Genomic DNA, 25448 nt, shown 5'->3' on the forward strand with positions numbered 1-25448 from the left:
GGAGCTTTTTTGTGCCCCTTTACTGGCAAGCACTCCCCGGTATCCCTGGATACGAAAAAGCCGGATGCCTTACGGCACCCGGCTTTTCCTGCCCCATCCTTCGTCCAGTCAGTAGGGTGTATAAGGCTCTTCCGCTTCTATCAGAACGTCAGCTGTGAGCCAACAATGAACGCATCGTATTCACCCTGACCACCCTCTGTGCCCAGCGTCGTGTACTCGGCCATCAGGGTCAGGGCGTCCGTAGCGGCGTAACGCGCAAACACCATGGTCAGATCCGTATCGTTCGCGCTCGAGTTGATGTCGTCTTCACCCTCGCCGTAGCTGACACCCAATGTGGTGCGGTTGAAGCCGTATGTCGTCTCAACGTACCACTGACTGGCGTCTTCCTCGTTCGGATCCAGGCGAGCGGCAAATACGCCGTTCCCGGTACCGGACGTCATGGAATAGTTACCACGAACATTCAGGTTGCCGAGCGACACCGAACCACCAAAATCGACACCAGACATGGTGTAGTCGTCAAAGGTGCCGGTCTTCGAGTCTACATCCTGAGTAAAGGCACTTGACCACAACGAGAACATATCCGCGGTGTAGACCACGTTGCCCTCAATTCGGGGAGCGCTGTATTCCGCATCAGCTACGCCATCCACCTTGGAGGGGCTGAATACACCCACCTTGAATTGCAGACCACCCAGGCTATTCGAGGTATACATCACACGCGGCGTGAAGTTGGCGTAGAAGTAACCATTACCAATACGTCCCGCCGTTGCAGCCACCTGATCCGGGCCGCCGATCAGGCCGACACCCAGGGCACTGCCGTTGTCCCCGATAGCTGGAACACCAAAGATCCCGAAGCCCTTACCAATGTTGACCTGACCGAAATCACCGGCAACCGCGATCTCGGACACGCGGCTGCGGAAATTCGCATTAGCATCACCAGGCGCTATGTCTGCGTTCATCTGGAAGTGACCCGATACTTCCAGGCCATTCTGAGTGGGAGCGTAGATGTTGGTTTGCAGCGTAGCCGGGTTAAAGCCTGTGGTGATGGTAAACGAGTCTTCGTCCGTTGGATCGTCGTAGTTGCCAAGTACCGCGAAGATTGGAATGTGACCGTTGAATCCCGCTTTCCAACCGCTGTCGGATTCGAACGTGGTATCAGCATATGCCGGCGCAGCAAACGCTCCGGCAACCATCGCAACCCCGGCCGCCAGCGCAGACAATTTGAAAGACTTAACATTCGCGCAGTTTTTGTTTTCGATCATGATAGCTTCCTATTATTGTTTGAGATTTTCTGGCCTATCAGCACTTCCTCTCGTTGGAACCTGAAATAACCTTTATATCAATAACTTGATGGGCTACCTCTTGCTAACAGACACTGTCATCTCGAACATTTATTGCGGTTTTTGGCCGCTTTATGTTTTCGAGACAGAACAAATCTAGCGCGCTAAAGAAAAAATGGAAAGTTTTAGAACATATTTTATCTGAAATCTGCGCCCTTGCATGGCGCAAAAAACAACGAAACAATCAATATATTGTTGTTTTTGTTGACTTAATTACAAATACAGAAATGTCGATAAATTTTCGTTGACGAACCACAAAACGAACATTACTCTCAATAATGTAGTAAAACCAACAAAACACGTGTGACTAACAACAAGAAAGGTGTTCCATGAGGAAATGGCCAATTGTCGCTGCGACCACCTGTCTGCTGTGCTTCAGCGCAGCCGGTCACGGTTCAGATACGTTTAGTGCGTTGCCGGAAGCACGCAAGCAGGTCATCAATCAGTGGATTTCAGAAAATTTTCAGGCGTCCACGCTATCTACGGAGCAACAGGCAGAAGAGCTTGCCTGGTTTGCACACACCGCCAAGCCGCTGGAAGGCCTTGAGATTTCGGTTCTGTCAGAGAACCTGGCAACGCACCGTTACGAATCCGAAGTACTCGCGAAAGCGTTTTCCGACATTACCGGCATAAAGGTGACTCACGACCTGAAACCGGAAGGCGAGGTCATCCGGCAGGTCAACCTACAAAGGATCATGGCTGCCAAGGGTCGGTATGACGCCTTCGTCAACGACTCAGACCTGATTGGCACCCACGCGCGCACCGGTTGGGCACTGGCACTGAGTGACTACATGGAAGGCAAGGGGCGCGAGTACACGTTGCCCACGCTGGACCTGAAGGATTTTATTGGCCTGAGCTTCGTGACGGGCCCGGATGGAAAAATCTACCAGTTGCCGGACCAGCAATTCGCCAACCTCTACTGGTTCCGTTACGACTGGTTCCAGCGCCCCGAGTTACGCGCAAAGTTCCTGGAGCGCTATGGCTATGAGCTTGGCGTGCCATTGAACTGGTCCGCCTATGAGGATATTGCCGAGTTCTTCACCGTCCATGTGAAGGAGATCGACGGCGAGCGCGTGTACGGCCATATGGACTATGGCAAACGAGATCCGTCACTTGGATGGCGCTTCACCGATGCCTGGCTATCCATGGCGGGCGCTGGCGACCCCGGGCTACCCAATGGCCTGCCAGTGGATGAATGGGGAATCCGGATGGAGGAATGTCATCCTGTTGGCTCCTCCGTCAAGAGAGGCGGCGCCACCAACGGGCCGGCCGCTGTTTATGCCTTGCAGAAGTACATAGATTGGCTCAGAAGCTACGCGCCACCGGAAGCGCCAGAGATGAACTTTTCCGAGGCCGGTCCCGTTCCCGCTCAGGGCCAGATTGCCCAGCAGATTTTCTGGTATACCGCCTTCACGTCCGACATGACCAAACCCGGGCTCCCCGTGGTCAATGACGACGGTACGCCGAAATGGCGAATGGCACCCTCCCCTTACGGCGCCTATTGGTCGGAAGGCATGAAACTCGGCTATCAGGACGTAGGCGCCTGGACCATTCCCAGAGTGATGAGTGATCGCAGCCAGAAAGCGGCCTGGCTCTACGCCCAGTTCACCGTCTCAAAATCGGTATCACTTCAAAAAACGCTCGTGGGCCTGACGCCGATTCGCGAATCGGACCTGGACTCCCCGGAAATACAGGCCAGAAGCGCGGAACTGGGCGGGCTGGTGGAGTTCTACCGCAGCCCCGCCCGTGAAGCCTGGACACCGACCGGTGTTAATATCGCCGACTATCCCAAACTGGCCAAACTCTGGTGGCCGAACATCGCCGATGCAATGTCGGGAGAACGCACAGCACAGCAGGCCATGGATAAACTGGCCGAAAGTCAGGACAGGGCGATGGCGGTGATGGAGCGCAACTACACAGTCAAGAATTGCCCACCCCGTATTGCATCAGACGACGATGCAAAAGGTCGCGACTGGTGGCTCGCACAACCAGGAGCTCCGAAGCCGAAGTTGAAGAACGAAAAGCCACCGGGGAAAACCATTCGCTACGAGGATCTTCTTGCGCGCTGGGAAGAAGCCCGATAGGTGTACGACAGACACCCGGGAGCTCAGTCGTCCAGAATATCCTTTACCCGGCGGCGCAGCTCGGGAATAACCTCCTGCTCGAACCAGGGATTGCGCCGTAGCCAAAGGTTGTTTCTCGGGCTGGGGTGTGGCAACGGCAACATGGTCGGCCACACCTCCCGCCATTGCCTCACCCGCTCAGTCACCGACGTTTTCGCCCCTGGCAAGTGCCAGGCATGAGCGTACTGTCCAATCACCAACGTCAGCTCCACATGCTCCAGGCGTTCCAGTAGCAGGTCCCGCCAGGCAGGCGCACACTCCGGCCGTGGTGGCAGGTCACCGTTCTTTCCTGTGCCGGGATAACAGAACCCCATGGGCAAGATCGCCAGTTGCTGTTCGTCGTAGAAAGTGTCCCGGTCAATGCCCATCCAGTTACGCAGCCGGTCGCCGCTGGGGTCGTTGAACGGCAATCCGGTATCGTGAACACGGCGCCCGGGCGCCTGCCCCACCACCAGCAAACGCGCTGACTGCGAGATCTGGACCACCGGCCGGGGCCCGAGGGGCAACTGAGCTTCACAGATCCGGCACTGGCGAACGTTCTCCACCAATTCACCAAGCGGCATCCGGGAATAAAGACTGGTCATTTGTGCCAACCACTCCAGAAGAATAGGCCATTGCATACACAGCCACTTAACGTAACCATAAAGCCTCAACCCGTTAGCCACAAATCGACGATTCCGAGAACGGCACAAGGACTGCTCCGCCCATGAATGCCAAGTCAGATGTTGACTCCAACGCCACCCTGAATGCGTTTCGCGAGGTTGTTCGCAGCCGGCGTTCAGTACGCCGATTTACCGACGAGCCGGTGCCGGAACACGTGCTGGATGATTGCCTTGAGCTGGCCATGCTGGCGCCAAATTCCAGCAATCTTCAGCCCTGGGAATTTTTCGTGGTCAGGACCCCAGACCTCAAAACGCGTCTGGCCGACGCCTGCCTTGGGCAGAACGCCGCCAAAACCGCTCCCCTACTGATTGTCGTAGTCGCCCGTACTGACACCTGGCGAGAGCACTCCCGTATGGCGCTGGAACAATGGCCGGAGGAAAAGCTGCCGGGCATCGTCGAGAAGTACTATTCCAGAATCGCACCCATCCACTACAACCAGGGGCCTTTCGGCCTGCTCGGTGCCGCCAAGAAAGCCGCCGGATTGTTTGTAGGCCTTTCCCGCCCTGTTCCCAGGGGCCCCTATTCAAAGAGTGAGATGAAAGTCTGGGCCACAAAATCCACCGCACTTGCGGCTGAAAACCTGATGCTGGCGCTGAGGGCTCACGGTTACGATTCATGCCCCATGGAAGGCTTTGACGAATGCCGGGTAAGACGGCTGTTGAAGCTACCGCGAAAGGGCCTGGTGACCATGGTACTGGCGGCGGGGAAACGCTCAGACAAGGGCGTGTATAACCGCCAATACCGCTTTGAGAGGGATACGCTCATTCACTACCTGTGAATGAGCGCCGGACTACACTTCCGGGTTGGCCAGCGCTTCGGCAGCCCCCAATAAACCGGTGTACCCATCCATCACCACGTAAACCGGTGTTGATTCCAGCAGGGGACGCATCCGCCCCTTGTCTTCGAAACCTTTCTGGAACGGGCTTTCCAGGAAGAAATCGATGAACCTGGGGAGAATGCCTCCGCACAGGTAAACACCCCCAGTGCCGCCGAGAGTCAGAACCCCATTGCCGGCAACGCGCCCAAGAATCTCGCAGAAGTGCCGCAAAGTCTGGCGGGCAAGCAGATCAGACTGATCCAACGCGGCGGCGGTTATTTTCTCCGGCGCATCCAGGGGGGCGGCCACGCCCTGTATCTCTGCGTGGGCCTGGTAAAGGTTCAGCAAACCCTGACCACACAGGATACGTTCGACGGAAACGCGACCGAACCGGGCCTTCAGAATCCGCAGGATAGCCATCTCGGTGTCGTCTGTCGGGGCAAAGTCCACGTGACCACCCTCAGTCATCAGCGGCACCCAGCCATGCTGCAACGGAACCAACCCCGACACTCCCAGGCCGGTACCCGGACCGATAACCAGCCGGGGGCGCGCCGCATTGCCCGGGCCGCCGCAAACGTGGACCAGCTTATCGGCACTGACATGGGGAACCCCGAGGGCCATGGCAGTAAAGTCATTGATCACTTTGAACGCACCCCAACCAAACCGCCTGCGAACCTCCTCGCTGTCGAAACGCCAGTGGTTGTTGGTCATCCGCACCTGGGTACCCTGGACTGGCGATGCTACCGCAAGACAGACATCCTGCACCTCCCCTACGCCGCAGCGGGCAAGGTAATCAACGATGGCAGCATCAAGATTGTCGTAGTCCCCGCAGGCAAGGACTTCAACAGCCTCAGGGGTAACGTCACCGGAGCGAACGAGAGCAAACCTGGCATTGGTACCCCCGATGTCTCCTACCAGCGAGTAGTTGTCTTTCGTCATGCGTCGTGATTCCAGAAAAAGCTGGCGCCCTCTTCCGGGTTGCTGGCGGCTTTGCGCATCCAGCCAAACAGCTCCCGGCCCAGGCCGTGATGATAACTGCTCAGGTCCGCTTTTTCTGCCTCGCGGCTGGCAAATTCCTCAGCCGACACCTCAATCTCCAGTGTTCCGGCAACCGCGTCCAGATTGATCACGTCGCCATTGCGCACGCGGCAAAGCTCCCCACCATTCGCCGCTTCCGGATAGACGTGTATGGCTGCCGGCACCTTACCGGACGCTCCGGACATGCGACCATCGGTAACCAGCGCAACCTTATAGCCACGGTCCTGAAGCACACCAAGATACGGCGTCAGCTTGTGCAATTCAGGCATGCCGTTGGCTTTCGGGCCCTGGAACCGGACCACCACAACGCAATCGCGGTTGAGGTCACCCGCATCGAAGGCCGCCTTGAGTTCGTTCTGGTCATTGAACACAACAGCCGGTGCTTTCACTACGCGGTGCTCCTCCGCCACGGCCGACACCTTGATCACGCCACGGCCAAGATTGCCATCCAGAACCCGCAACCCGCCGTCCGGCGCAAAGGGCTCCGCCGCCGTACTCAGCACATCCGGCTTGGCACTTTTCTCAGGCGCCGGCTTCCACACCAGCTTGTCATTCTCCAGTTCCGGCATTCGTGCGTACTGTTCCAGCCCATGCCCCACAACCGTCTCAACGTCATTATGAAGCAGACCGGCACTCAGCAACTCACGGATCAGGAACGGCGTTCCCCCCGCTTCGTGGAAGGCGTTCACGTCTTCCTGGCCGTTGGGATAAATACGCGTCATCGAAGGTACCGCCGATGACAACTCGGAGTAGTCGTTCCAGTCGACAATGATGCCGGCGGCTCGGGCGATGGCGATCCAGTGAATGGTGTGATTGGTGGAGCCACCGGTCACCAGCAGCGCCACCAGCGCATTCACGATACTCTTTTCGTCCACCATGTCGCCCAGACCCAACGTGCCTCCGTGGGGCTTGGACAGCCGGATAACCTGTTCGGTTGCCTCACGGGTCAAGGCTTCACGTAGTGGCGTACCCGGGTTCACGAAGGCCGACCCTGGCAGATGCAGCCCCATTACCTCCACCAGAAGCTGATTACTGTTGGCGGTACCATAGAACGTGCAGGTACCGGGGCTGTGGTAGGACTGGGATTCCGCCTCCAGCAGCTCGTCTTTACCGATCTTGCCCTCGGCGTAGAGCTGGCGAATGCGCTGCTTCTCTTTATTGGGCAGCCCAGACGGCATGGGACCAGCCGGCACCAGAATGGTCGGCAGGTAGCCGAAGCTCAGCGACCCGATCAGCAAACCAGGAACGATTTTGTCGCAGATGCCGAGCAACATGGTGGCATCGAACATATTATGACTCAGGGCGACCGACGTACTCATGGCGATGGTGTCGCGTGAAAAAAGGCTCAGCTCCATGCCCGGCTGGCCCTGGGTCACACCGTCACACATGGCCGGGGTGCCACCGGCAAACTGCGCCACCGAGCCCATTCCGTTGGCCGCCTTGCGAATCACGTCCGGAAAGTCCTGATAAGGCTGGTGGGCCGACAACATGTCGTTGTAGGCGGAGACAATGGCCACATTGGCCTTGTTCATGAATTTGAGGGTGTCTTTATCGGACTGGTTACAGGCGGCAAAGCCATGAGCCAGGTTGCCGCAGGACAGCGTGCTGCGCTGGGGTGACTGGGCTTTGAGCTCGCCCATCCTGTCCAGATAATCCTGCCGGGTAGCGCGACTGCGCTCGATGATCCGCTTGGTAACCGCGTCTACGGTCGGGTGCATAGTGGGTCTCCTGAAACTTGTTATCTAATTACTTTTTTATTCCCGTAAGTTTACTTTCTTTTTTTGCCACTTTCACCCGCCAGTCATTCATTTTTCCATTATTTGTTGTTATATTTACTACATCAGAAACTGAAACGAACAATAAACAAACAAATCTGGAGCCAGAACATGACTATTCGTATCGCAATTAACGGCTTTGGTCGCATTGGCCGCAATGTTCTCCGCGCACTTTATGAAAACGACTACCGAAATGAGCTTCAGGTGGTTGCCATCAACGACCTGGGAGACGCGGAAACCAACGCTCACCTACTCAAATACGACAGCGTTCACGGTCGCTTCAACGGCATTGTGAACCACGATGCCGAATCACTCTCCGTCAACGGTGACCGCATCGCCATCACCGCCATCCGTAACCCCGAAGAACTGCCGTGGAAAGACTACCATGTGGATGTGGTCTTCGAGTGCACTGGCCTGTTTACCGCCCGTGACAAGGCAGAGGGTCACCTCAAAGCCGGCGCACGCAAAGTCATTATCTCAGCCCCCTCTTCTGACGCCGACGCGATGGTTGTCTACGGGGTCAACGACGACGTTCTGACCGCCGAACACAACATCATCTCCAACGCCTCCTGCACCACCAACTGCCTGGCACCGGTTGTTGAAGCATTGCACAGGAAAATTGGCATTGAGAGTGGCCTGATGACCACGATCCACTCGTACACCAATGACCAGAAACTGAGCGACGTCTACCACTCTGACCTGTATCGCGCGCGCTCGGCCACCCAGTCCATGATCCCGACAAAAACCGGTGCAGCCGCAGCCATTGGCAAGGTGATCCCGGAACTGTCCGGAAAACTTGACGGACTGGCCGTGCGGGTTCCTACTATCAACGTTTCCCTGGTGGATTTCGGCTTCATCGCCAGCCGCGACACCACCGTGGAAGAAATCAACGAGGTCGTGAAAGCTGCAGCGGAAAACAACCCGGTCCTTGGCTACAACGCAGAGAAACTGGTTAGTGTGGACTTCAACCACAACGCCCTGTCCAGCATTTTCGACGCCAATCACACACGGGCCATGGGCCGTCACGCGAAAGTCATGGCCTGGTACGACAATGAATGGGGCTTCTCCAACCGGATGCTCGACAACGCTGTTGCACTGATGAAAAAGGCGAGCCAGTAACTCTGCTCACCTGCCATTTCGTCCAGCACAACCGGAAAGCTTCACTGAAAAACAAAAGGAAACTGGAACCATGTTAAGGCGCACCAAGATCGTCGCCACTCTCGGCCCCGCCACCGATTCACCGGAATCACTGTCAGCTATTATTGCTGCAGGTGTTGATGTTACGAGATTGAATTTTTCCCACGGCAGTGCGGAAGACCACATCCAACGCGCCCTGCGGGTGCGGGAATCTGCCGCCGCCAACGGCCGGTTTGTCGCCCTGCTCGCCGACCTCCAGGGGCCAAAACTTCGTATCGCGCGCTTCGCGGAAAACAAGGTGACCCTCAAGGCCGGCCAGCAGTTTATCCTGGACGCCAGCATGGACAAGGAAGCCGGCAATGAAGAGCGCGTCGGCATTGACTACGAGCAACTGATTGAAGACGTCAAGCCAGGCGACATCCTGGTACTGGACGACGGCCGCATCGAGATGGAAGTCGAGTCCGTTGACGGCACCAGCATCTCCTCCCGCGTTCTTATCGGCGGCCCCCTGTCCAACAACAAGGGCCTCAACAAGCGCGGCGGCGGCCTCTCCGCCGAAGCCCTGACCGAGAAAGACAAGCAGGACATCAAAACCGCCGCCCGCCTGGGCGCCGATTATGTCGCGGTGTCGTTTGTACGCACTGCCGAAGACATGCACGTTGCCCGCCGCCTGCTGAAGGAAGCTGGCTCGGAAGCACGCCTGGTTGCCAAGATTGAACGCGCGGAACTGGCCCACGATAACGCCGCCCTGGATGCGGTCATCGATGCGTCGGACGCGGTTATGGTGGCCAGGGGCGACCTCGCTGTTGAGATTGGCGACGCCGAGCTGGTGGGCGTTCAGAAGCACATCATCAACCGCGCCCGCGCCCTGAACACGGTGGTGATTACCGCCACCCAGATGATGGAGTCGATGATCGAAAACCCGATGCCGACCCGGGCGGAGGTTTCCGACGTGGCGAACGCGGTGATGGACTACACCGACGCGGTCATGCTGTCTGCAGAAACGGCGGTCGGCGACTACCCCACGGAAGCGGTGGAAGCCATGGTGCGAATTTGCATGGGCGCAGAAAAGCATCCGTCGATGCATCAGTCCAAGCACCGCATTCATGAAAGCATGGAACATGTGGATGAGGCGATCGCCCTGTCTGCCATGTACGCGGCCAATCACCTGGATGGTGTGACGTCGATTATCTGCATGTCGGAAACCGGTGCCACTCCCCTGCTGATGTCGCGCATCAAATCCAGCCTTCCGATTTTTGCCTTCTCGCGCAATCACTCTACCCAGCATCGGGTAACGATGTTCCGTGGTGTACAGACGGTACCCTTTGATTCGGCGACGATTCCGCCCGAGCAGACAAACTCGCGCGCGGTGGCTGAGCTGGTTCGGATGGGGGCCGTCAAAGAGGGTGACCTGGTGGTGATTACCAAGGGCGATTATGTGAATGCCCAGGGCGGCACGAACACTATGAAGATTGTTCGTGTTGGGGCTGATATTCGCTAGACGGGAATTGGGAGGTGTCGTCTTTTGTAGCCTGATGGTTTTGGTGCCTTGAGGCTGCGGGGCGGGGCTTCCCAAAACCGCTACGAGCACATCCATGTGCGCTTGGAATTGGCCATCCCTGGCCAATTACATTTTGGGAAGCCCCGCCCCGCAGCCTCTTGTTTGAACTGACCAGTTATCGCCAGACAGCACTTTTAGCGTTCGTGTTATTCGTGCCGAATCTTATATCTGCTTAAAACACTTGCCGTATCCACACCTTATACATGACCAAAGCACCGAAAGCGCTATCTTAAGAGTCAGAACAAGCGGTTGGTGACAGGGCCGTTCGGGAATGTAATTGGCCACGGATGGCCAATTCCAAGCGCACATGGATGTGCTCGTAGCGTTTCCCGAACGGCCCTGCCACCAACCGCGAAAACTCCAATCAATGAGGCTACAGACCAATAGGAAAACTTAAAGGTCAGCAAGGCTCCCACGAACAATCTCAGAAATCTGCCCCCAATCACCGGAAGCAACGGCATCACCAGGGGTCAACCAGGTGCCACCAACGGCCGAGACATTCTTAAGGGCCAGATAGTCCTTGGCAGTGTTGCGGCGGATACCGCCGGTCGGGCAGAAGGTAACGTCCGGGAAAGGGCCAGAGAAAGCCTTCAGGGCGGGGATACCGCCGGCGACTTCGGCTGGGAAGAACTTGAATTCACGGTAGCCAAGGTTGTAGCCAACCATCAGCTCCGATATCGTTGAAATGCCCGGCAGCAACGGCGCTTCCGAAGTCACACCAAACTCCAGAATGGCCTCGGTGACACCCGGTGTGATCACGAACTGAGCGCCGGCGGCTTCAACCTGCCGGTACTGGGCAATGCTGGTGACCGTGCCCGCCCCAACCCAGGCATCCGGGATCGCTTTTCGTACTTGCTCAATGGCCTTCACGCCATGAGGGGTACGCAAGGTGATTTCCAGTACTCGAATGCCACCATCAACCAAAGCCTGACACAGTGGCAGCGCTTCGTCCGGGTGGTTAATGGTAATCACCGGAACAAGCGGGGAAGCGTTCAAGACCGCCTGGACGCGCTCGCGGTGGAAGTCAGACAATTGGTTCATACATATCTCCGGTATAACAAATCTCGGGCGAACAGCCTTAAGCGCTCCAATAAACCTGCAGCCCCGGTTTCAGGAAAGCGCGGATGGGCATTTCGCGGATGTTTTCGATATCGCTGCAGGCACCCTGCAGGGTTTTCAGCTTGTCGTCCCCCTTCAGGTGCAATGCCGTAAAACCCGCACGGCTCAGGGCACGCAGCGTCAGCGTAATGCGCTTCTGGGGCTGGGAAGGTGGCGTCATGGGGGCCACGATGGCAGCCGAATCCGTATCAAGGGCTTGATCCAACTCCGGCGCATCTGGAAACAATGACGCCGTATGGCCGTCGTTGCCCATACCCAGGATCAGCACATCCAGCGGAAGATGGAGCTCCTCAAGGGCTGTTTCCGCGGCCGCCAAGCCGTCAGCCGGCGTGTCGCCTGACTGCTTGAGGGACAGGTACCGAGCTTCCGAGGCAGGGCCTTGTAACAGACTTTCCCGCACCAGGCGGGTATTGCTGTCGTTATCGTCTTCGGAGACCCAGCGCTCGTCCGCCAACAGCACGTCAATGCGCGCCCAATCCAACGGCTTCTCCCGCAAGGCCTCGAAAAACGGCAGCGGGGTTGAGCCGCCAGACACCACCAGACTGGCGCGGGGTGCAATCAGCAGCCGTTCCGAGAGGTGTTTTGCGACTGCATCCGCCAGCGCAACCGCCGTATCACCAGGGGTGTCGAAAAAATACGCATCCACTGACTCCGGCAGATTCAGGTCATGCATCTTCATACCAGCTCCTTCCGTCACGGGTAATCATGGCGATGGAGGCAACCGGGCCCCAGGTTCCTGCGGCGTAGCGTTTTGGCGGTATGCCACTGTCGTCCCAGTTGCGCATGATCTGGTCAACCCATTGCCAGGCGTGCTCCACTTCGTCACGACGGACGAACAGATACTGATTACCCTTCATGACCTCCCAGAGCAGACGCTCGTAAGCATCCGGGATACGGTCGGTTTCGAAGGTTTCCGAGAACGTCAGCTCCAATGGCCCCTGGCGCAGGCGCATTCCCTTATCCAGCCCCTGGTCCTTGGTCAGAATTTGCAGGGACATACCCTCGTCCGGCTGCAAACGGATGATGAGCTTGTTGTTGGCCAGGTGTTTCTGGTCCGGGTCGAAGATGTAGTGTGGCGCCGGTTTGAAGTGAATGATGATCTGCGACAGCTTCTCCGGCAGGCGCTTACCCGTACGGATGTAGAACGGTACGCCAGACCAGCGCCAGTTATCGATCTCGGCTTTCAGGGCCACAAAGGTTTCGGTCTTGCTGCCGCGCGCCGCGCCCTCTTCCTCCAGATAGCCCGGCACGGGCTTTCCGCCACTGGTGCCAGCGGTGTACTGCCCGCGAACCACATGCGTATCCATCATGTCGGGAGTGATACGGCGCATCGCCTTCAGCACTTTCACCTTCTCATTGCGGATACTGTCTGCCGACAGGTCCGAAGGTGGATCCATGGCGATCAGGCACAGGAGTTGAAGCAGGTGGTTCTGAACCATATCGCGAACCTGACCGGCTTTATCGAAATAGCCCCAGCGGCCCTCAATACCGACGCTCTCAGCCACCGAAATTTCAACATGGGAAATATGGTTCTGGTCCCACTGGGAAGCGAATAGGTTGTTGGCAAACCGAAGCGCGATGAGGTTCTGTACCGTTTCCTTACCCAGGTAATGGTCGATACGGAACAACTGGTTCTCGTTATAAACCTCACCCAGCTCGTCATTGATGACCTTGGACGACTCAAGGTCGTGACCAATCGGCTTCTCTACAACCACCCGGGTGTTCTGGTCGCAACAGTTATTTCCCCGGAGGTTGCGTGAAATCTCACCGTACATGGCCGGTGGTGTGGCCATGTAGACGATCAGATTGCTGGGCTCCTTGCTGCGCCAGTCATTGAGAACGCTGTAACCTTCAGGGTTGGTGAAATCGAGGAACTGGTAATCCACGCGCTGCAGGAATTTCTCGGCCACGTCGGCATCAAACTCATCTTTCCTGACATGCTCTTTCAACTTGCCAAGAAGCGTCTTACGAACCTCGCCGCTGTCTGCCTTGTTTCTCGCGATTGCCAGAATACGAGTGCCCTTGTGGAGCAGTCCGGCCCGCTCAAGCTGATACAGCGCGGGAAACAGTTTGCGTTGCGCCAGATCACCAAGCGCACCAAACATCATCAGGTCACAGCGGGTATTTATCGGATCAGCCATCGGTTCCTTCTCTCTTTGTTTTCATGCAGCAATACACCGCCGCATGACTCGAGGCGTCAATGTAGTAATTTTATGCAAATAATGACACCCGAAATGAAATTTTCCAAGGATATTTTCCAATTAATGACACTTTTACTACCACAAACCTACCAAAAACACGCTATAATCAGCGCGGATTTTCACAAGAACGCCGATGATTCAGGGAGTATCCCAAATGGCTGCGAACCAGGCGCAACGCGATGACAACCTGCTCGAAGATATCCAGCTAAGACTGGACACGCTCAATAAATCAGAGCGCAAGGTTGCCGAGGCGATTCTTCGCGACCCAAGTGCCGCCACCCGTTACAGCATTGCCGCTCTGGCCAGGGCGGCGGACGTCAGTGAACCGACCGTCAACCGTTTCTGTCGCGGCTTTTCAGCCACCGGCTTTCCCGATTTCAAGATACGCCTGGCCCAGAGCATTGCCACTGGCACGCCGTACATTGGTCAGAACGTGGAGCCCGACGACACTGTCGCAGAGTTCTCTGACAAGATCATGCTCAGCACCATTGCCAGCCTCGACAAGGCACGTCAGGCCCTTGATCCAAAAGCACTGGCGTCGGCCATCGACTATCTGATCCAGGCCAAGCAGATCAACTTCTTCGGCATGGGCGGCTCCGCACCGGTTGCCATGGACGCCCAGCACAAGTTCTTCCGCTTTAATATCCCGGTCATGTCGTACGATGACGCCCTGATGCAGCGCATGGTAGCCGCAGGGGCCACCAAGGGCGATGTCATCGTGCTTATTTCCTATACCGGGCGCACCCGTGAAACCGTTGAAATTGCACAGCACGCCCGCACCAACGGCGCTACCGTTATCGGCATCACCATGCCTGACTCGCCACTGGCAGACGTCTGCACGGTGGTCATTGAAGTAACGGCGCCGGAGGACACCGAGGTTTACATGCCGATGTCCTCTCGTATTATTCACCTGACAGTGATCGACATCCTCGCGACCGGCGTCACCCTCAAGCGCGGGGCGGATTTCCTGGGCCATCTGAAAAAAATCAAGGAAAGCCTGAAACCTACCCGCTTCCCAATGACCTAAACGCGCGGCTTTCAAAGGTAGCAAAGCCACTGATTTAGTGTCTCATCCTTCTACGCCCCTCCTCCCCCTGAAAACTCACCCCCCTTTTTCTTCAGGGCGGAGGATGCACTACCCCTCCCGTTACAGGACTATGAAATCCGGTTTCCCAATGTCTGATTGGCAGAAGCTGCAATCAAGGGAACCGGAAGCCTGATCCGGAACTGACTGTCCACGACACGATGCCGGAACTTCCGCTTCCCTGACATTCAAAAAAGACAAAAAGCACAGGACACAGATGATGCAAAACAATAAGCGCTTTTTCCCGAACAAACTCCCGCTTGCGGCTGCGGTCACAGCTGCCATCATGGCTACGCCCGCCATCGCCGTTGATTTTCATGGCTATGCCCGCTCAGGTCTTTCCACCAACACCAGCAGTGGCGGGGAACAAACCTGTTTCGGTAGCGGTGCCAACGGCCACTTTGTCGGACGCCTTGCAGACGAATGCGACACTTATGCGGAACTGGCCTTTGGTGACCAGCTCTTCAGCCAGGACGGTAAAACGTTCCGCTTCGACTCCATGGTCTCCTACGAAGCCATCAACCAGGGTAACGACTACCAGGCATTTGACGGCGCCGACGATGTCAACGGCGTCGATTTTGCCGGCGAGGAAACCACTCGCAACAACGGCAACCCCTATAGCGGCGGCGAAGTAGCGGTGCGTCAGCTTTACGTGTCCGGCACCAACGTCATCGAATCTCTGCCTGGTGCCACACTCTGGGCTGGCAAGCGCTTCTACAAGCGTCATGACGTGCACCAGTTGGACCTGTTCTACATCAACAACTCCGGCTACGGCGCGGGCGTTGAAAACATTCAGGCCGGTGCCGGCCAGTTCTCTGCTGCATGGATCAACTTTGACAAGCAGGAAAGCGACACCATCGTTCAGAACAACAAGCTGGACCTGCGCTACGCCTTCCCGGTTGGCGAAAGCACGCTGACACTGGCGGGCATCTATGGCATGGCTGACTTGACCGATGAGCAGGAGGCCGCTGGCATCATGGACGAAGACGGCTTCTTCGGTACCATTGAACTGTCATCTGGTTTCATGGGTGGCTTTAACAAATTCGTCCTGCAGTATGCGACCGACTCCCTGGGCGAAGCCGCCTTTGCCAACCAGGGCGGCAACGCGAGCCTCAACGCCCCTTACTACGACGGCACGCTCGAGAAGAGCTGGCGCGTGTTGAACCACGGCGTGGTCAAGCTCGGAGGCCCTTGGGAGCTTGGCTACTCCGCCCTGTACTCCAAAGGTGAAACCTACGGCCCGATCAACGAAGAGGAACCCACCCGCCTGAGTGTTGTTGCTCGCCCGATCTACAACTGGAACTCCGTGACCAGCACAGCTCTGGAAATCGGCTATGAGGATGTGCACCACCCCTACAACGACGAAGAAACCGACCTGCAGAAAGTTGCCATTGCGCAACAGTGGAGCGCAGGCCCCGGTTACTGGGCGCGCCCGGTGATTCGTGCCTACGCGGCAGCGTTCTTCGGCGATCAGGCGGAAGCCGCTCGTAGTGAAGGCATCGATGGCGACATCCAGATCGGTGCCCAGATCGAAGCCTGGTGGTAAGGCTCTAAACACCACACACTCTCGTTGGACCTCCTTGGGCCGGCTTTTCAGCCGGCCCTTTTTTGTACGCACCACTCCTCTATTCTCTACTCCCCATACGCCCCTCAGACTACGCCCGCAAAAGTCCGTTGCCGAAGGATGTGTGGCCGAGCTCTTCGCGCAACCATGATCCTGCAACGTTTGCGTACAGGTTCTGCCGGTTCGCAAGCAACATCCCAAACAACAACAATGGAAAAAGGATACGCGTTATGCCTGACCATAAACTGGTTGCAGGCGGCTGGGCCTTGGCTTTGTCCCTGGCTCTTGTCGGTTGCAACTCCGGTAGCAACAGCTCATCTTCAGACTCCGGCGACGGCGGAGGCGGGGACTCCACCGCCCTGCTGGAACCCGGCGACAACGAAGCCATCCTCTATTACAAACGCCCCGCCGGCGACTATGACGGCTGGGGGCTCCATCTCTGGAACGACGCCGCAGCCGGTTGCGATGGCCTGGCGGAAGGCGTGCCGACCGAGTGGACCGACCCACACACCGCCAGTGGCGTGAACGACACCTACGGCGCCTATTACATCATTCCCATGCGCGACGGCGGCGACTGCATGAACTTCATCATGCACAAGGGCGATGAAAAAGACCTGGGTGATAATGATAAACGCTGGCACTTCGGCGCCCTGGGCAATCGTATTTTCACGATCAGCGGCAGTCAGCTGCTCTCCCCCGACCCGATCGAAGCCGAGGAACTGGCCGTCGACGGCGCCAAGGCTCACTGGCTGGACGCCAATACGCTCGTCTTTGCCGACACCGCCGCGGCGACCCGAGTCGAACTTCGATATGACGCTGGCGCCGGCATCACTGTCGATAACACCGATAAAACCCTGAACGGGGGCACCGTTATTGAGCTGAGCGCAACCACCCTCTCGCCGGAGCTGGAAGAGGCCTTCCCCCATCTTGCAGACTGGCCAGCCTATAGCGTGGACACCGACAGTCAGACCAAAATGGACGCTTTGCGCGGCCAACTGATTGCCGGCGCTTACAATGGCAATGATGAGCTGATGTCGGCTACCCGCCTTCAGATCCCGGGTGTGCTCGACGATCTCTATGCCTATGACGGCACTCTGGGCGCAACCGTTAGCGGTGCCGATACCGGGTTTGCGGTTTGGGCCCCAACGGCCCAGAGCATGCGCCTGCACGTGTTCAATGCCGACGGCAGCATGGTGAGCGGCTATCCGGTAGACATGACCCGGGATAACGGTGTCTGGAGGCATACCGGCAACACCGCCGATGTCGACCGCAAGTTCTACCAGTATGAGGTGACGGTCTACCACCCCCGTACCGATGCCATCGAAACCACCATGACATCGGACCCCTATGCCCTGAGCCTTTCCGAAAATGGCGTGTATGCGCAGGTCGTCGATTTGGCTGACAGCGACCTGAAACCGGCCAACTGGGACAGCCTGACCCCACCGACAGTGCAGGCCCCCGAGGATGTCGTGGTGTATGAGACCCATATTCGCGATTTCAGCGCCACCGACGAAACCGTTGCAGCTGCCAACCGGGGCAAGTACGCCGCCTTTACGGAATCCATCAGCGATGGCATCACTCACCTGGAAAGCCTGGCGAACGCCGGCATCACCCATCTCCACCTGCTGCCGTCTTTCGATATCGCAACGATCAACGAAAACCCGGCCGAGGTGGTCAATATCGACGACGACTTCAGCAAACTGTGCGACCTGTCTGACGAAGCCGCAGCGAACTATGCGGACCTCTGCGGCAGTGGCGACACCATCCGCACGGTCCTGGCATCCTTCGACCCTGCAACCGGCGATGCCCAGGCGCTGTATGGCACTTTTCGTGGCCTCGACAGCTTCAACTGGGGCTATGACCCGGTGCACTACACCGTTCCCGAGGGCAGCTACGCCTCCGATGCCAACGGGGTGACCCGGATACGGGAATTCCGTGAAATGGTGCAGTCTGCCACCAATCTGGGTCTGAACGTGGTCCTGGATGTGGTCTACAACCACACCAACGCCTCCGGGCTTGCCGACAAGTCGGTTCTCGACAAACTGGTCCCCGGCTACTACCACCGCCAGAACCCCGAAACCGGCGTTGTTGAGCAGTCAACCTGCTGTGAAAACACCGCGTCCGAGCACCGGATGATGGAAAAGCTGATGATCGACTCCCTGGTCACCTGGGCGTCGGAGTACGGCATTTCCGGGTTCCGCTTTGACCTGATGGGGCATCACATGCTGTCGAATATGGAAAAGGCGCTGGATGCCGTAACTGCGGTCGATCCAGACACCTACTTCTACGGTGAGGGCTGGAACTTCGGTGAAGTCGCCAATAATGCGCGTGGCGTCAACGCCATCCAGCCAAACATGGCCGGAACGGGCATCGGCTCCTTCAACGATCGCCTGCGTGACGCCGTACGTGGTGGCGGCCCCTTCGATGGCGGTGACGCACTGCGCGCTAACCAGGGCTTCAGCAATGGTCTGTTCAGCATCCCCAACGACCGAAACAGCGGCAGCGACGCTGAGAAAACCCGCCTGCTGCAGATCAGCGACTGGATCCGCGTTGGCATTGCCGGCAGCCTGAGCGACTATTCGTTGATCACCGCCGATGGCACCACCAGAACCGGCGCGGAGATCGATTACAACGGTCAGAGTGCCGGGTATACCAGCGATCCCCAGGAAATCATCAACTACGTCTCCAAGCACGACAACCAGACGCTCTGGGACAACAACCAGTACAAGGCGGATTTCGCCGCCACGCTTCAGGAACGTGCCCAGATGCAGGTGGTGGGACTTTCCGTCCCCATCCTCAGCCAGGGCATTCCCTTCATCCATATGGGCTCGGAATTGCTGCGTTCCAAATCCATGGAAAGGGACAGTTACGATTCCGGCGACTGGTTTAATGAAGTCGACTTCAGTTACCAGGAAACCGCCTGGAATAGTGGCCTGCCCCGTCAGGACAAGGACGGCGCGAACTGGGACCTGATCACCGAGATCATCGGCCAGTTCCAGGCCGGCCCAACGCCAAGCGAGATCGACTACACCCGCGAGCAGGTCGAGAAGTTGCTGATCGTTCGTAACGAAAGCGAGCTTTTCCGTCTACGCACCGCTGAACAGGTCAGTGAACGACTGTCGTTCCACAACACCGGACCCAGCCAGGTACCCGGCGTGATTGCCTTCAGTCTGGACGATGGCCCCGACAACGGCCTGACCGATCTGGACAGCGACGTGGATCAGGTCGTCGTGGTGATCAACAGCACAGGGACCCAACAGGCACTGGACACCAGCCTAAATGAGGCCTTTTCCGTGATGGCGGACACCTCCCCGGAACAGACCGCTGCAGCAGCGAACGGCACCTTCACGGTACCGGCCCTGTCAGTGGCTGTATTCAATCGATAGGGCCGCTGACAACGGCCCTGGCGGCCCCATGGAGGAACAGATCCCATGGGGCCAGCAACCATAAAGGAGACAATCATGAACAGGAAACTCACAACATTGGCTTTGGCCTCGGTTATGGCCATCACAGCCGGTTGCGCCACCACCGGTGGTGAACGCGACTACAGCAAATCCTTGTACCTACGCGGGCAATTTGCCTGGTGGGATGCACTGCCGGAGTACAAGGTCAAGAAAGTGGACAACGGGCTCTATCGCACGGAAGTGGAACTCAAGGCTGACGGGCAACCCTACGAGTTCAAGTTTGGTGATGCCAACTGGACGTCAGGCACCAATTGCGGCTACCTGTCGGAAGAAGACAAGGATGTTCAGTTGAACAAACCGGTAAAGACTAATTGCTCCGCGGTCTTCGAAAACTTCCGCTTTACCCCGCCCGAGACCGGTACCTATGGGTTCTACTTCGATGTACGCGGGGAGACCCCCGAAATCTACATCGACGAAGCCAACTAAAAAAGCCCGGGACGTTGCCCGGGCCTCTCGTGCAATGCAACAAGGCACCCGATACCGGGTGCCTTGTTGTTACGGCCGTTCTACTTCGGCGTTCTCTCTGAGGAACTGCTGATACGCCTGATACTCGCGCTGCCCCTCAAGCGATGCCAGGAAACCGCGAAGCTGCCGGAATTCACCACCATCCCGGTTCACGTCACCCTCGTTAACCGCATCGAGGGCCACGATGGTCGCGCTGTCACTGGACACCACCGAGCCGTAGACATTGTCTCCGTCACCAGGGCGTTGAAGTGAAAACACCTGGGACATGACAGCACCACCGAGCGATGGGTTGCTCCTGGGCTGATCCTCATAGGATTGCCACTCCTCAAGCCCCAGCTCTTCAATGTTCTTGCCGGATTCAAGGTCAGCGATGATCGCGTCAGCACGCTCTCTGAGCGCTTCACGAGTCTTCTGACTGGTCAGCGCCGCACGAATTTCATCGGCCACTTCTTCAAGCGGCTGCTGTTGTGCTTCCTGGTACTCATCCACCCGAGCTACGACGGACATGTTGTCGCCGACGTCAATCAGCTCGGTGTTAAAGCCTTCGGTCAATACATCCTCGGAAAACAACTGGCGGATCAGACCCGCGTGATCAAAGGGCGCTTCACCCCCGTTCCGGGTGATACCACTCTTTTCCCGCACTTCAAGACCCAGTTCTTCTGCTGGACCGGCCAGATCATCAGCCGCATAAGCCAGGTCAGCAAGCTCTGAGCGAACTTCGGCAAAACGCTCGGTGGCTTCACGCTGGGCAAGCTCACGGCGGAGTTGATCTTCCAATTCTGCCAATGGGGGTGCTTCGGTTTTCTGCACGTCCTCAAGCTTGATGAGATGAACACCGAAGCTGGTGGACACCGGATCGGATACTTCCCCTTCTTCAAGTGCAAACAGGGCTTCTTCAAAGGCCGGATCGTAGACACCACGCTCAGCAAAGCCCAGATCGCCCCCCTGCTCTGCGGAGACCGTATCCACGGAGAACTCTTCAGCCAGCGTTGCAAACGACTCACCGGCTGCCAGACGCTCCTGAATTGTCGCCATGGTCTCTTCAGCGTTCTCTCCATCCTCAATCAGGATGTGTGAGGCACGTCGTTCTTCGCGGGCCAGCTCAGAGGACCGCTGTTCATAATAGTCACGCAGTTGGTCATCACTGACATCGATGGTTTCGGCAAGTGCTGCCAGTGACAGAACGATGTAACTGGCATCCACGCTCTCAGGAAGCTTGAAGGCGTCCTGGTTCTCATCGTAGTACGCTTCCACATCGGCCTCGGTCACCTCCACCTGATCGCTCACAGCGTCTGCAGAAAGCGTCGTCACACGGAAGTCACGGGTCTGGTTCTGGATGCGCAGCAACTGGGCCACATTTTCATCCGTCACTACGCCACTCTGAGAGATACCGGCACGGATCTGGTTCACCACATACTGCTTGCGCATGGTTTCGCGAAACTCGGCAACGCCCATTCCCATATTCCTGACCGCAGAGACAAACCGGTCGCGGTTAAAGGTACCGTCTACCTGGAACTGGGGCATCTGGGTGATCAGGGAGTCAATATCGGCATCAGAGAGTTCCAGCCCCTGGTCTTCGGCGTTCAGGGTCATCACTTTCTGCTGGATCAGGGCATCGAGAACATCCTGACGAACCTGATCCTCATCCAGCAACGACGGATCTGGATTCTCCATCTCGGACAGGCGGCGTTGACTCTCAATCTGTACAACCCGGAGGAATTCCCTCTCGGTAATGTCTTCCCCATTGACCGTCGCCACTTCAGGCTCGCCGGAAAAACCACCGACAATCGCGTCCATTCCCCAGATAGAAAGTGAAACAATCAGAAGGCCAATGATGATTTTGGCAATGGTGCCCTGGGCATTTTCCCGAATATCTTGAAGCATGTCTCTCCCGGATCCCTGATCAAAGTCTGTGAGGGTCTCTTAACGTAAAAAGGCGCATTCTTTCAGGAATGCGCCTTGAATTCATCTGGAGCAGGCTGGCAGCGGTATCGCCACCGGGCCAACCGCTCCGACAATGACCGGGAATCCCGGACATTGCCAGATGAAAGAGTCCGTTACTTAACGGAGTCTTTCAGGGCCTTACCTGCCTTGAACCCAGGCACTTTGGAGGCCGGGATCTTGATCTCGGCACCCGTCTGCGGGTTACGGCCAGTACGAGCGGCACGCTCTTTAACAGAGAAAGTACCAAAACCAATCAGGGTTACCTGATCGCCTTTTTTAAGGGCACCGGTGATAGAGGTGGTCATGGCATCCAGAGCACGGCCAGCAGCGGCTTTGGAGATATCTGCGGATTCTGCAATTGCATCGATCAGTTCGGACTTGTTCACACTAAACCCCTTCGATTTCAGGTTGAAGATGTTATAGGTTGGTTTGTTGTTTCCTGGACGTTCCCGACTATCGCATAAGCGGTCAGAGAATTCCATTCTTCACTATTTTTATTCCTTTCGGTTACTAACCGGTGTTCGGAATAGGCATTAACTGCGCGGGAGCCCTTGATATTGGCTGCTTCACGGCGAAACAGTTATACCAATGGGCTCTCTCGCATGTCAACAATTCAACGCGGGTTTAATGTGTATTTATGCGCTCTGCAGCGTCGCCGTCTTCGTCACGGGGCTTACCTGCACCCGGTTTCGAGGACGAATCTTCGGCGCGCGGTTCGGGCGGATAGGCCAGCGCAATGTCCAGAACCTCGTCAATCCATTTGACCGGACGGATCTCCAGTGATTCCTTGATGTTCTCCGGTATCTCTTTGAGATCACGAACATTTTCATCCGGGATAATCACCGTCTTGATGCCACCCCGGTGTGCCGCCAGAAGCTTTTCCTTGAGGCCGCCGATGGCCAGCACGCGGCCCCTCAGGGTGATCTCGCCGGTCATCGCCACATCGGCCCGAACCGGAATCTGGGTCAATGAAGAAACCAGTGCCGTGCACATGCCGATACCGGCGCTAGGACCATCTTTTGGCGTTGCGCCCTCAGGAACGTGAACGTGCAGATCGTGCTTTTCATGGAAATCGTCACTGATACCCAACCCCAGTGCGCGACTTCTGACCACTGTCAGGGCGGCCTGGATAGACTCCTGCATCACATCACCCAGGGAGCCGGTCTTGACCACCCGTCCCTTGCCTTTGGTCAACGCGCATTCGAGAGTCAGCAGCTCACCACCGACCTGGGTCCAGGCAAGGCCTGTTACCTGCCCGACCTGATTCTTCTCCTCGGCCAGGCCATACTTGAACTTCTTGACGCCGGAATAGTCCTCAAGCATCTCGGGCGAGAGCGTCACAGAGGCCTTGTCACCGCTTTCAACGTGATCCCGCACCACTTTGCGGCAGATCTTGGCGATCTCACGCTCAAGGCCGCGTACGCCGGCCTCACGGGTATAGTAGCGAATCAGGTCACGAAGCGTTTGCTCCGGCATGTCGAGTTCGTTCTTGCGCAGACCATTGGCCTTGACCTGCTTGGGCAGCAGATACTTAAGCGCAATGTTGACCTTCTCGTCCTCGGTGTACCCGGGAATACGAATAATCTCCATGCGGTCCAGCAGCGCCGGCGGAATGTCCATGGAGTTCGAGGTGCACACGAACATCACGTCGGAGAGATCGTAATCGACCTCCAGGTAATGGTCGTTGAAGGTGTGGTTCTGTTCCGGGTCGAGCACTTCCAGCAACGCTGATGCCGGGTCGCCACGATGGTCCATGCCCATCTTGTCGATCTCGTCGAACAGGAACAACGGGTTCTTCACACCCACCTTGGACAGCTTCTGAAGCAACTTGCCGGGCAAGGCACCAATGTAGGTTTTGCGGTGGCCACGAATCTCCGCTTCATCACGGACGCCGCCCAACGCCATACGTGTATACTTGCGATTGGTCGCGCGAGCGATCGATTGGCCAAGGGAGGTCTTACCAACACCGGGAGGACCTACCAGACAGAGAACCGGGCCCTTCACTTTTTTCACCCGGCTCTGAACCGCCAGATACTCAAGAATCCGCTTCTTCACCTCGTCCAGCCCGTAGTGATCCTCATCCAGGATATCGCGGGCCTTCTCTATATCGTGGCGAACACGGCTGCGTTTTTTCCAGGGAATGGCCAGCATCCAGTCGATGTAACCACGCACCACCGTTGCCTCTGCAGACATCGGTGACATCATCTTGAGCTTGTTCAGTTCCGCTTCGGTTTTCTTGCGGGCCTCTTCGGGCAGGCCGGCTTCCTCCAGCTTTTGCTCAAGCTCTTCAAAATCGTTGTTGCCCTCACCGAGGCTGCCCATCTCCTTCTGGATGGCTTTCATCTGCTCGTTGAGATAGTACTCCCGCTGACTCCGCTCCATCTGTTTCTTGACGCGGCCGCGGATGCGTTTTTCAACTTCGATCAGGTCAATTTCGCCGTCCAGCTTGCCTAGCAGCAAGTCAACGCGCTGGCGAATCTCGAGGGCTTCAAGAAGCTCCTGCTTCTCGGGAATCTTCAGCTCCAGATGGGCTGCCATGGTATCTGCAAGGCGCTCAAGCTCATTGATGCCGGTCAGCGCATTGGAGACTTCCGAGGGCACCTTCCTGGAGAGCTTCACGTACTTCTCGAACTCGTCCATCAGGGTTTTGACCAGTACTTCCTCTTCCCTGGCTGGCAGCGAGTCCTCATCCATCAGCATGGCCGTACCGGCGAGATACTCGCCTTCAGCGATGCCGGTAACGGTTGCACGGGCGTTGCCCTCAACCAGGACCTTGACGGTGCCATCCGGCAACCTGAGCATTTGCAATACTGTGGCTACAGTACCCATGGCAAACACATCATCCGGGCCTGGTTCGTCCGTCGACGCATCTCTCTGAGCCACCAGCAGGATTTCCTTGTTGCCCTCCATGGCCGCTTCCAGTGCCTGTATGGACTTCTCTCGGCCCACAAACAGCGGCACCACCATGTGCGGGAACACCACCACATCTCTCAGCGGCAACAGCGGGTATTCTTGCACGGACTCTTCAGGTATCAGGGTCATAGAAAATCCTCTGACGATGTTTGATTCAGCATATCACCCTTCATTGGGGCGACAGCAAAAATTGCAATCTTTTTACGCGCCCAGGCACCATTTCCCGGCACGGTGCGGGCATAA

Annotated in this window: 18 protein-coding genes; 8 read left to right on the forward strand and 10 right to left on the reverse strand. The window is 57.0% G+C overall.

Annotated elements, in window-relative coordinates; all coding sequences use genetic code 11:
- Window positions 1-140: 140 nt before the first annotated feature.
- Window positions 141-1259 carry a porin gene (locus tag JJO78_RS10320; RefSeq protein ID WP_085680135.1) on the reverse strand — a complete coding sequence of 373 codons (1119 nt, stop codon included), beginning with the start codon at window positions 1257-1259 and terminating at the stop codon, window positions 141-143.
- A gap of 407 nt (window positions 1260-1666) precedes the next feature.
- Between JJO78_RS10320 and JJO78_RS10325 the strand changes: the two genes are divergently transcribed.
- Complete coding sequence (locus JJO78_RS10325) at window positions 1667-3421, forward strand: ABC transporter substrate-binding protein (RefSeq protein WP_273623610.1); 1755 nt, start codon at window positions 1667-1669, stop codon at window positions 3419-3421.
- Between the two features lie 23 nt (window positions 3422-3444).
- On the opposite strand, the gene JJO78_RS10330 is transcribed toward JJO78_RS10325, so the two are convergent.
- Window positions 3445-4080: a uracil-DNA glycosylase family protein gene (locus JJO78_RS10330; protein WP_273623612.1), complete on the reverse strand. Its 636-nt coding sequence runs from the start codon at window positions 4078-4080 to the stop codon at window positions 3445-3447.
- Between the two features lie 86 nt (window positions 4081-4166).
- On the opposite strand from JJO78_RS10330, the gene JJO78_RS10335 reads away from it, so the two are divergent.
- Window positions 4167-4901: a nitroreductase family protein gene (locus tag JJO78_RS10335; RefSeq protein WP_041335514.1), complete on the forward strand. Its 735-nt coding sequence runs from the start codon at window positions 4167-4169 to the stop codon at window positions 4899-4901.
- Window positions 4902-4913: 12 nt separating this feature from the next.
- Here the strand turns inward: JJO78_RS10335 and JJO78_RS10340 are convergent, their stop codons facing one another.
- Window positions 4914-5879 (reverse strand): glucokinase, encoded by a 966-nt coding sequence (locus JJO78_RS10340; protein ID WP_041335516.1) that lies wholly within the window; start codon window positions 5877-5879, stop codon window positions 4914-4916.
- Window positions 5876-7696, reverse strand: coding sequence for a phosphogluconate dehydratase (gene edd / locus JJO78_RS10345; RefSeq protein WP_036205117.1), 1821 nt, complete (start codon window positions 7694-7696; stop codon window positions 5876-5878). The genes JJO78_RS10340 and edd overlap by 4 nt, the downstream gene beginning before the upstream one ends.
- A gap of 168 nt (window positions 7697-7864) precedes the next feature.
- On the opposite strand from edd, the gene gap reads away from it, so the two are divergent.
- Window positions 7865-8872 carry a type I glyceraldehyde-3-phosphate dehydrogenase gene (gene gap, locus JJO78_RS10350; protein WP_036205115.1) on the forward strand — a complete coding sequence of 336 codons (1008 nt, stop codon included), beginning with the start codon at window positions 7865-7867 and terminating at the stop codon, window positions 8870-8872.
- A 70-nt stretch (window positions 8873-8942) separates the two neighbouring features.
- Window positions 8943-10391 (forward strand): pyruvate kinase, encoded by a 1449-nt coding sequence (gene pyk, locus JJO78_RS10355; protein WP_041335519.1) that lies wholly within the window; start codon window positions 8943-8945, stop codon window positions 10389-10391.
- A gap of 453 nt (window positions 10392-10844) precedes the next feature.
- On the opposite strand, the gene JJO78_RS10360 is transcribed toward pyk, so the two are convergent.
- From JJO78_RS10360 to zwf, 3 genes are read right to left on the reverse strand one after another with little or no spacing between them, the layout of a single operon-like run.
- Window positions 10845-11492 (reverse strand): bifunctional 4-hydroxy-2-oxoglutarate aldolase/2-dehydro-3-deoxy-phosphogluconate aldolase, encoded by a 648-nt coding sequence (locus JJO78_RS10360; RefSeq protein WP_091641413.1) that lies wholly within the window; start codon window positions 11490-11492, stop codon window positions 10845-10847.
- A gap of 37 nt (window positions 11493-11529) precedes the next feature.
- Window positions 11530-12243: a 6-phosphogluconolactonase gene (gene pgl, locus JJO78_RS10365; protein ID WP_273623659.1), complete on the reverse strand. Its 714-nt coding sequence runs from the start codon at window positions 12241-12243 to the stop codon at window positions 11530-11532.
- Entirely contained in the window at window positions 12236-13711 is a 1476-nt protein-coding gene (zwf, locus tag JJO78_RS10370) for a glucose-6-phosphate dehydrogenase (RefSeq protein WP_036205105.1), read from the reverse strand. The genes pgl and zwf overlap by 8 nt, the downstream gene beginning before the upstream one ends.
- Before the next feature lie 214 nt (window positions 13712-13925).
- Between zwf and JJO78_RS10375 the strand changes: the two genes are divergently transcribed.
- From JJO78_RS10375 to JJO78_RS10390, 4 genes are all read left to right on the forward strand, one after another.
- Window positions 13926-14798, forward strand: a complete 873-nt coding sequence (locus JJO78_RS10375; RefSeq protein ID WP_007155673.1) for a MurR/RpiR family transcriptional regulator — start codon at window positions 13926-13928, stop codon at window positions 14796-14798.
- Between the two features lie 277 nt (window positions 14799-15075).
- The gene (locus JJO78_RS10380; RefSeq protein WP_085680128.1) at window positions 15076-16401 is read left to right on the forward strand and encodes a carbohydrate porin; all 1326 of its coding nucleotides are present in this window, start codon (window positions 15076-15078) and stop codon (window positions 16399-16401) included.
- 248 nt (window positions 16402-16649) lie between these two features.
- Entirely contained in the window at window positions 16650-19805 is a 3156-nt protein-coding gene (gene pulA / locus JJO78_RS10385; RefSeq protein ID WP_273623617.1) for a pullulanase-type alpha-1,6-glucosidase, read from the forward strand.
- A gap of 75 nt (window positions 19806-19880) precedes the next feature.
- On the forward strand, window positions 19881-20309 hold the full coding sequence (locus JJO78_RS10390) for a hypothetical protein (RefSeq protein ID WP_085680126.1): 429 nt from the start codon (window positions 19881-19883) through the stop codon (window positions 20307-20309).
- A 69-nt stretch (window positions 20310-20378) separates the two neighbouring features.
- Here JJO78_RS10390 and JJO78_RS10395 read toward each other — a convergent pair whose 3' ends face one another.
- The 3 genes from JJO78_RS10395 to lon form a co-directional block, all read right to left on the reverse strand.
- On the reverse strand, window positions 20379-22232 hold the full coding sequence (locus JJO78_RS10395; protein WP_151982497.1) for a SurA N-terminal domain-containing protein: 1854 nt from the start codon (window positions 22230-22232) through the stop codon (window positions 20379-20381).
- A 173-nt stretch (window positions 22233-22405) separates the two neighbouring features.
- Entirely contained in the window at window positions 22406-22678 is a 273-nt protein-coding gene (locus tag JJO78_RS10400) for an HU family DNA-binding protein (protein WP_036205867.1), read from the reverse strand.
- Window positions 22679-22916: 238 nt separating this feature from the next.
- On the reverse strand, window positions 22917-25334 hold the full coding sequence (lon, locus tag JJO78_RS10405) for an endopeptidase La (protein ID WP_036205093.1): 2418 nt from the start codon (window positions 25332-25334) through the stop codon (window positions 22917-22919).
- Between the last annotated feature and the right edge of the window lie 114 nt (window positions 25335-25448).

Source organism: Marinobacter sp. DS40M6 (genome assembly GCF_028581595.1).
Lineage (GTDB): Bacteria > Pseudomonadota > Gammaproteobacteria > Pseudomonadales > Oleiphilaceae > Marinobacter > Marinobacter salarius.

What these genes read in the sequence shown, in the direction of transcription:
- pgl (WP_273623659.1), bottom strand. Translation starts at nt 12,243, where the DNA reads ATGCATGACCTGAATCTGCCGGAGTCAGTGGATGCGTATTTTTTCGAC.
- JJO78_RS10390 (WP_085680126.1), top strand. Translation starts at nt 19,881, where the DNA reads ATGAACAGGAAACTCACAACATTGGCTTTGGCCTCGGTTATGGCCATC.
- JJO78_RS10340 (WP_041335516.1), bottom strand. Translation starts at nt 5,879, where the DNA reads ATGACGAAAGACAACTACTCGCTGGTAGGAGACATCGGGGGTACCAAT.
- JJO78_RS10325 (WP_273623610.1), top strand. Translation starts at nt 1,667, where the DNA reads ATGAGGAAATGGCCAATTGTCGCTGCGACCACCTGTCTGCTGTGCTTC.
- JJO78_RS10380 (WP_085680128.1), top strand. Translation starts at nt 15,076, where the DNA reads ATGCAAAACAATAAGCGCTTTTTCCCGAACAAACTCCCGCTTGCGGCT.
- edd (WP_036205117.1), bottom strand. Translation starts at nt 7,696, where the DNA reads ATGCACCCGACCGTAGACGCGGTTACCAAGCGGATCATCGAGCGCAGT.
- JJO78_RS10320 (WP_085680135.1), bottom strand. Translation starts at nt 1,259, where the DNA reads ATGATCGAAAACAAAAACTGCGCGAATGTTAAGTCTTTCAAATTGTCT.
- pulA (WP_273623617.1), top strand. Translation starts at nt 16,650, where the DNA reads ATGCCTGACCATAAACTGGTTGCAGGCGGCTGGGCCTTGGCTTTGTCC.
- JJO78_RS10395 (WP_151982497.1), bottom strand. Translation starts at nt 22,232, where the DNA reads ATGCTTCAAGATATTCGGGAAAATGCCCAGGGCACCATTGCCAAAATC.
- JJO78_RS10330 (WP_273623612.1), bottom strand. Translation starts at nt 4,080, where the DNA reads ATGCAATGGCCTATTCTTCTGGAGTGGTTGGCACAAATGACCAGTCTT.
- lon (WP_036205093.1), bottom strand. Translation starts at nt 25,334, where the DNA reads ATGACCCTGATACCTGAAGAGTCCGTGCAAGAATACCCGCTGTTGCCG.
- JJO78_RS10375 (WP_007155673.1), top strand. Translation starts at nt 13,926, where the DNA reads ATGGCTGCGAACCAGGCGCAACGCGATGACAACCTGCTCGAAGATATC.
- JJO78_RS10360 (WP_091641413.1), bottom strand. Translation starts at nt 11,492, where the DNA reads ATGAACCAATTGTCTGACTTCCACCGCGAGCGCGTCCAGGCGGTCTTG.
- zwf (WP_036205105.1), bottom strand. Translation starts at nt 13,711, where the DNA reads ATGGCTGATCCGATAAATACCCGCTGTGACCTGATGATGTTTGGTGCG.
- JJO78_RS10335 (WP_041335514.1), top strand. Translation starts at nt 4,167, where the DNA reads ATGAATGCCAAGTCAGATGTTGACTCCAACGCCACCCTGAATGCGTTT.
- pyk (WP_041335519.1), top strand. Translation starts at nt 8,943, where the DNA reads ATGTTAAGGCGCACCAAGATCGTCGCCACTCTCGGCCCCGCCACCGAT.
- gap (WP_036205115.1), top strand. Translation starts at nt 7,865, where the DNA reads ATGACTATTCGTATCGCAATTAACGGCTTTGGTCGCATTGGCCGCAAT.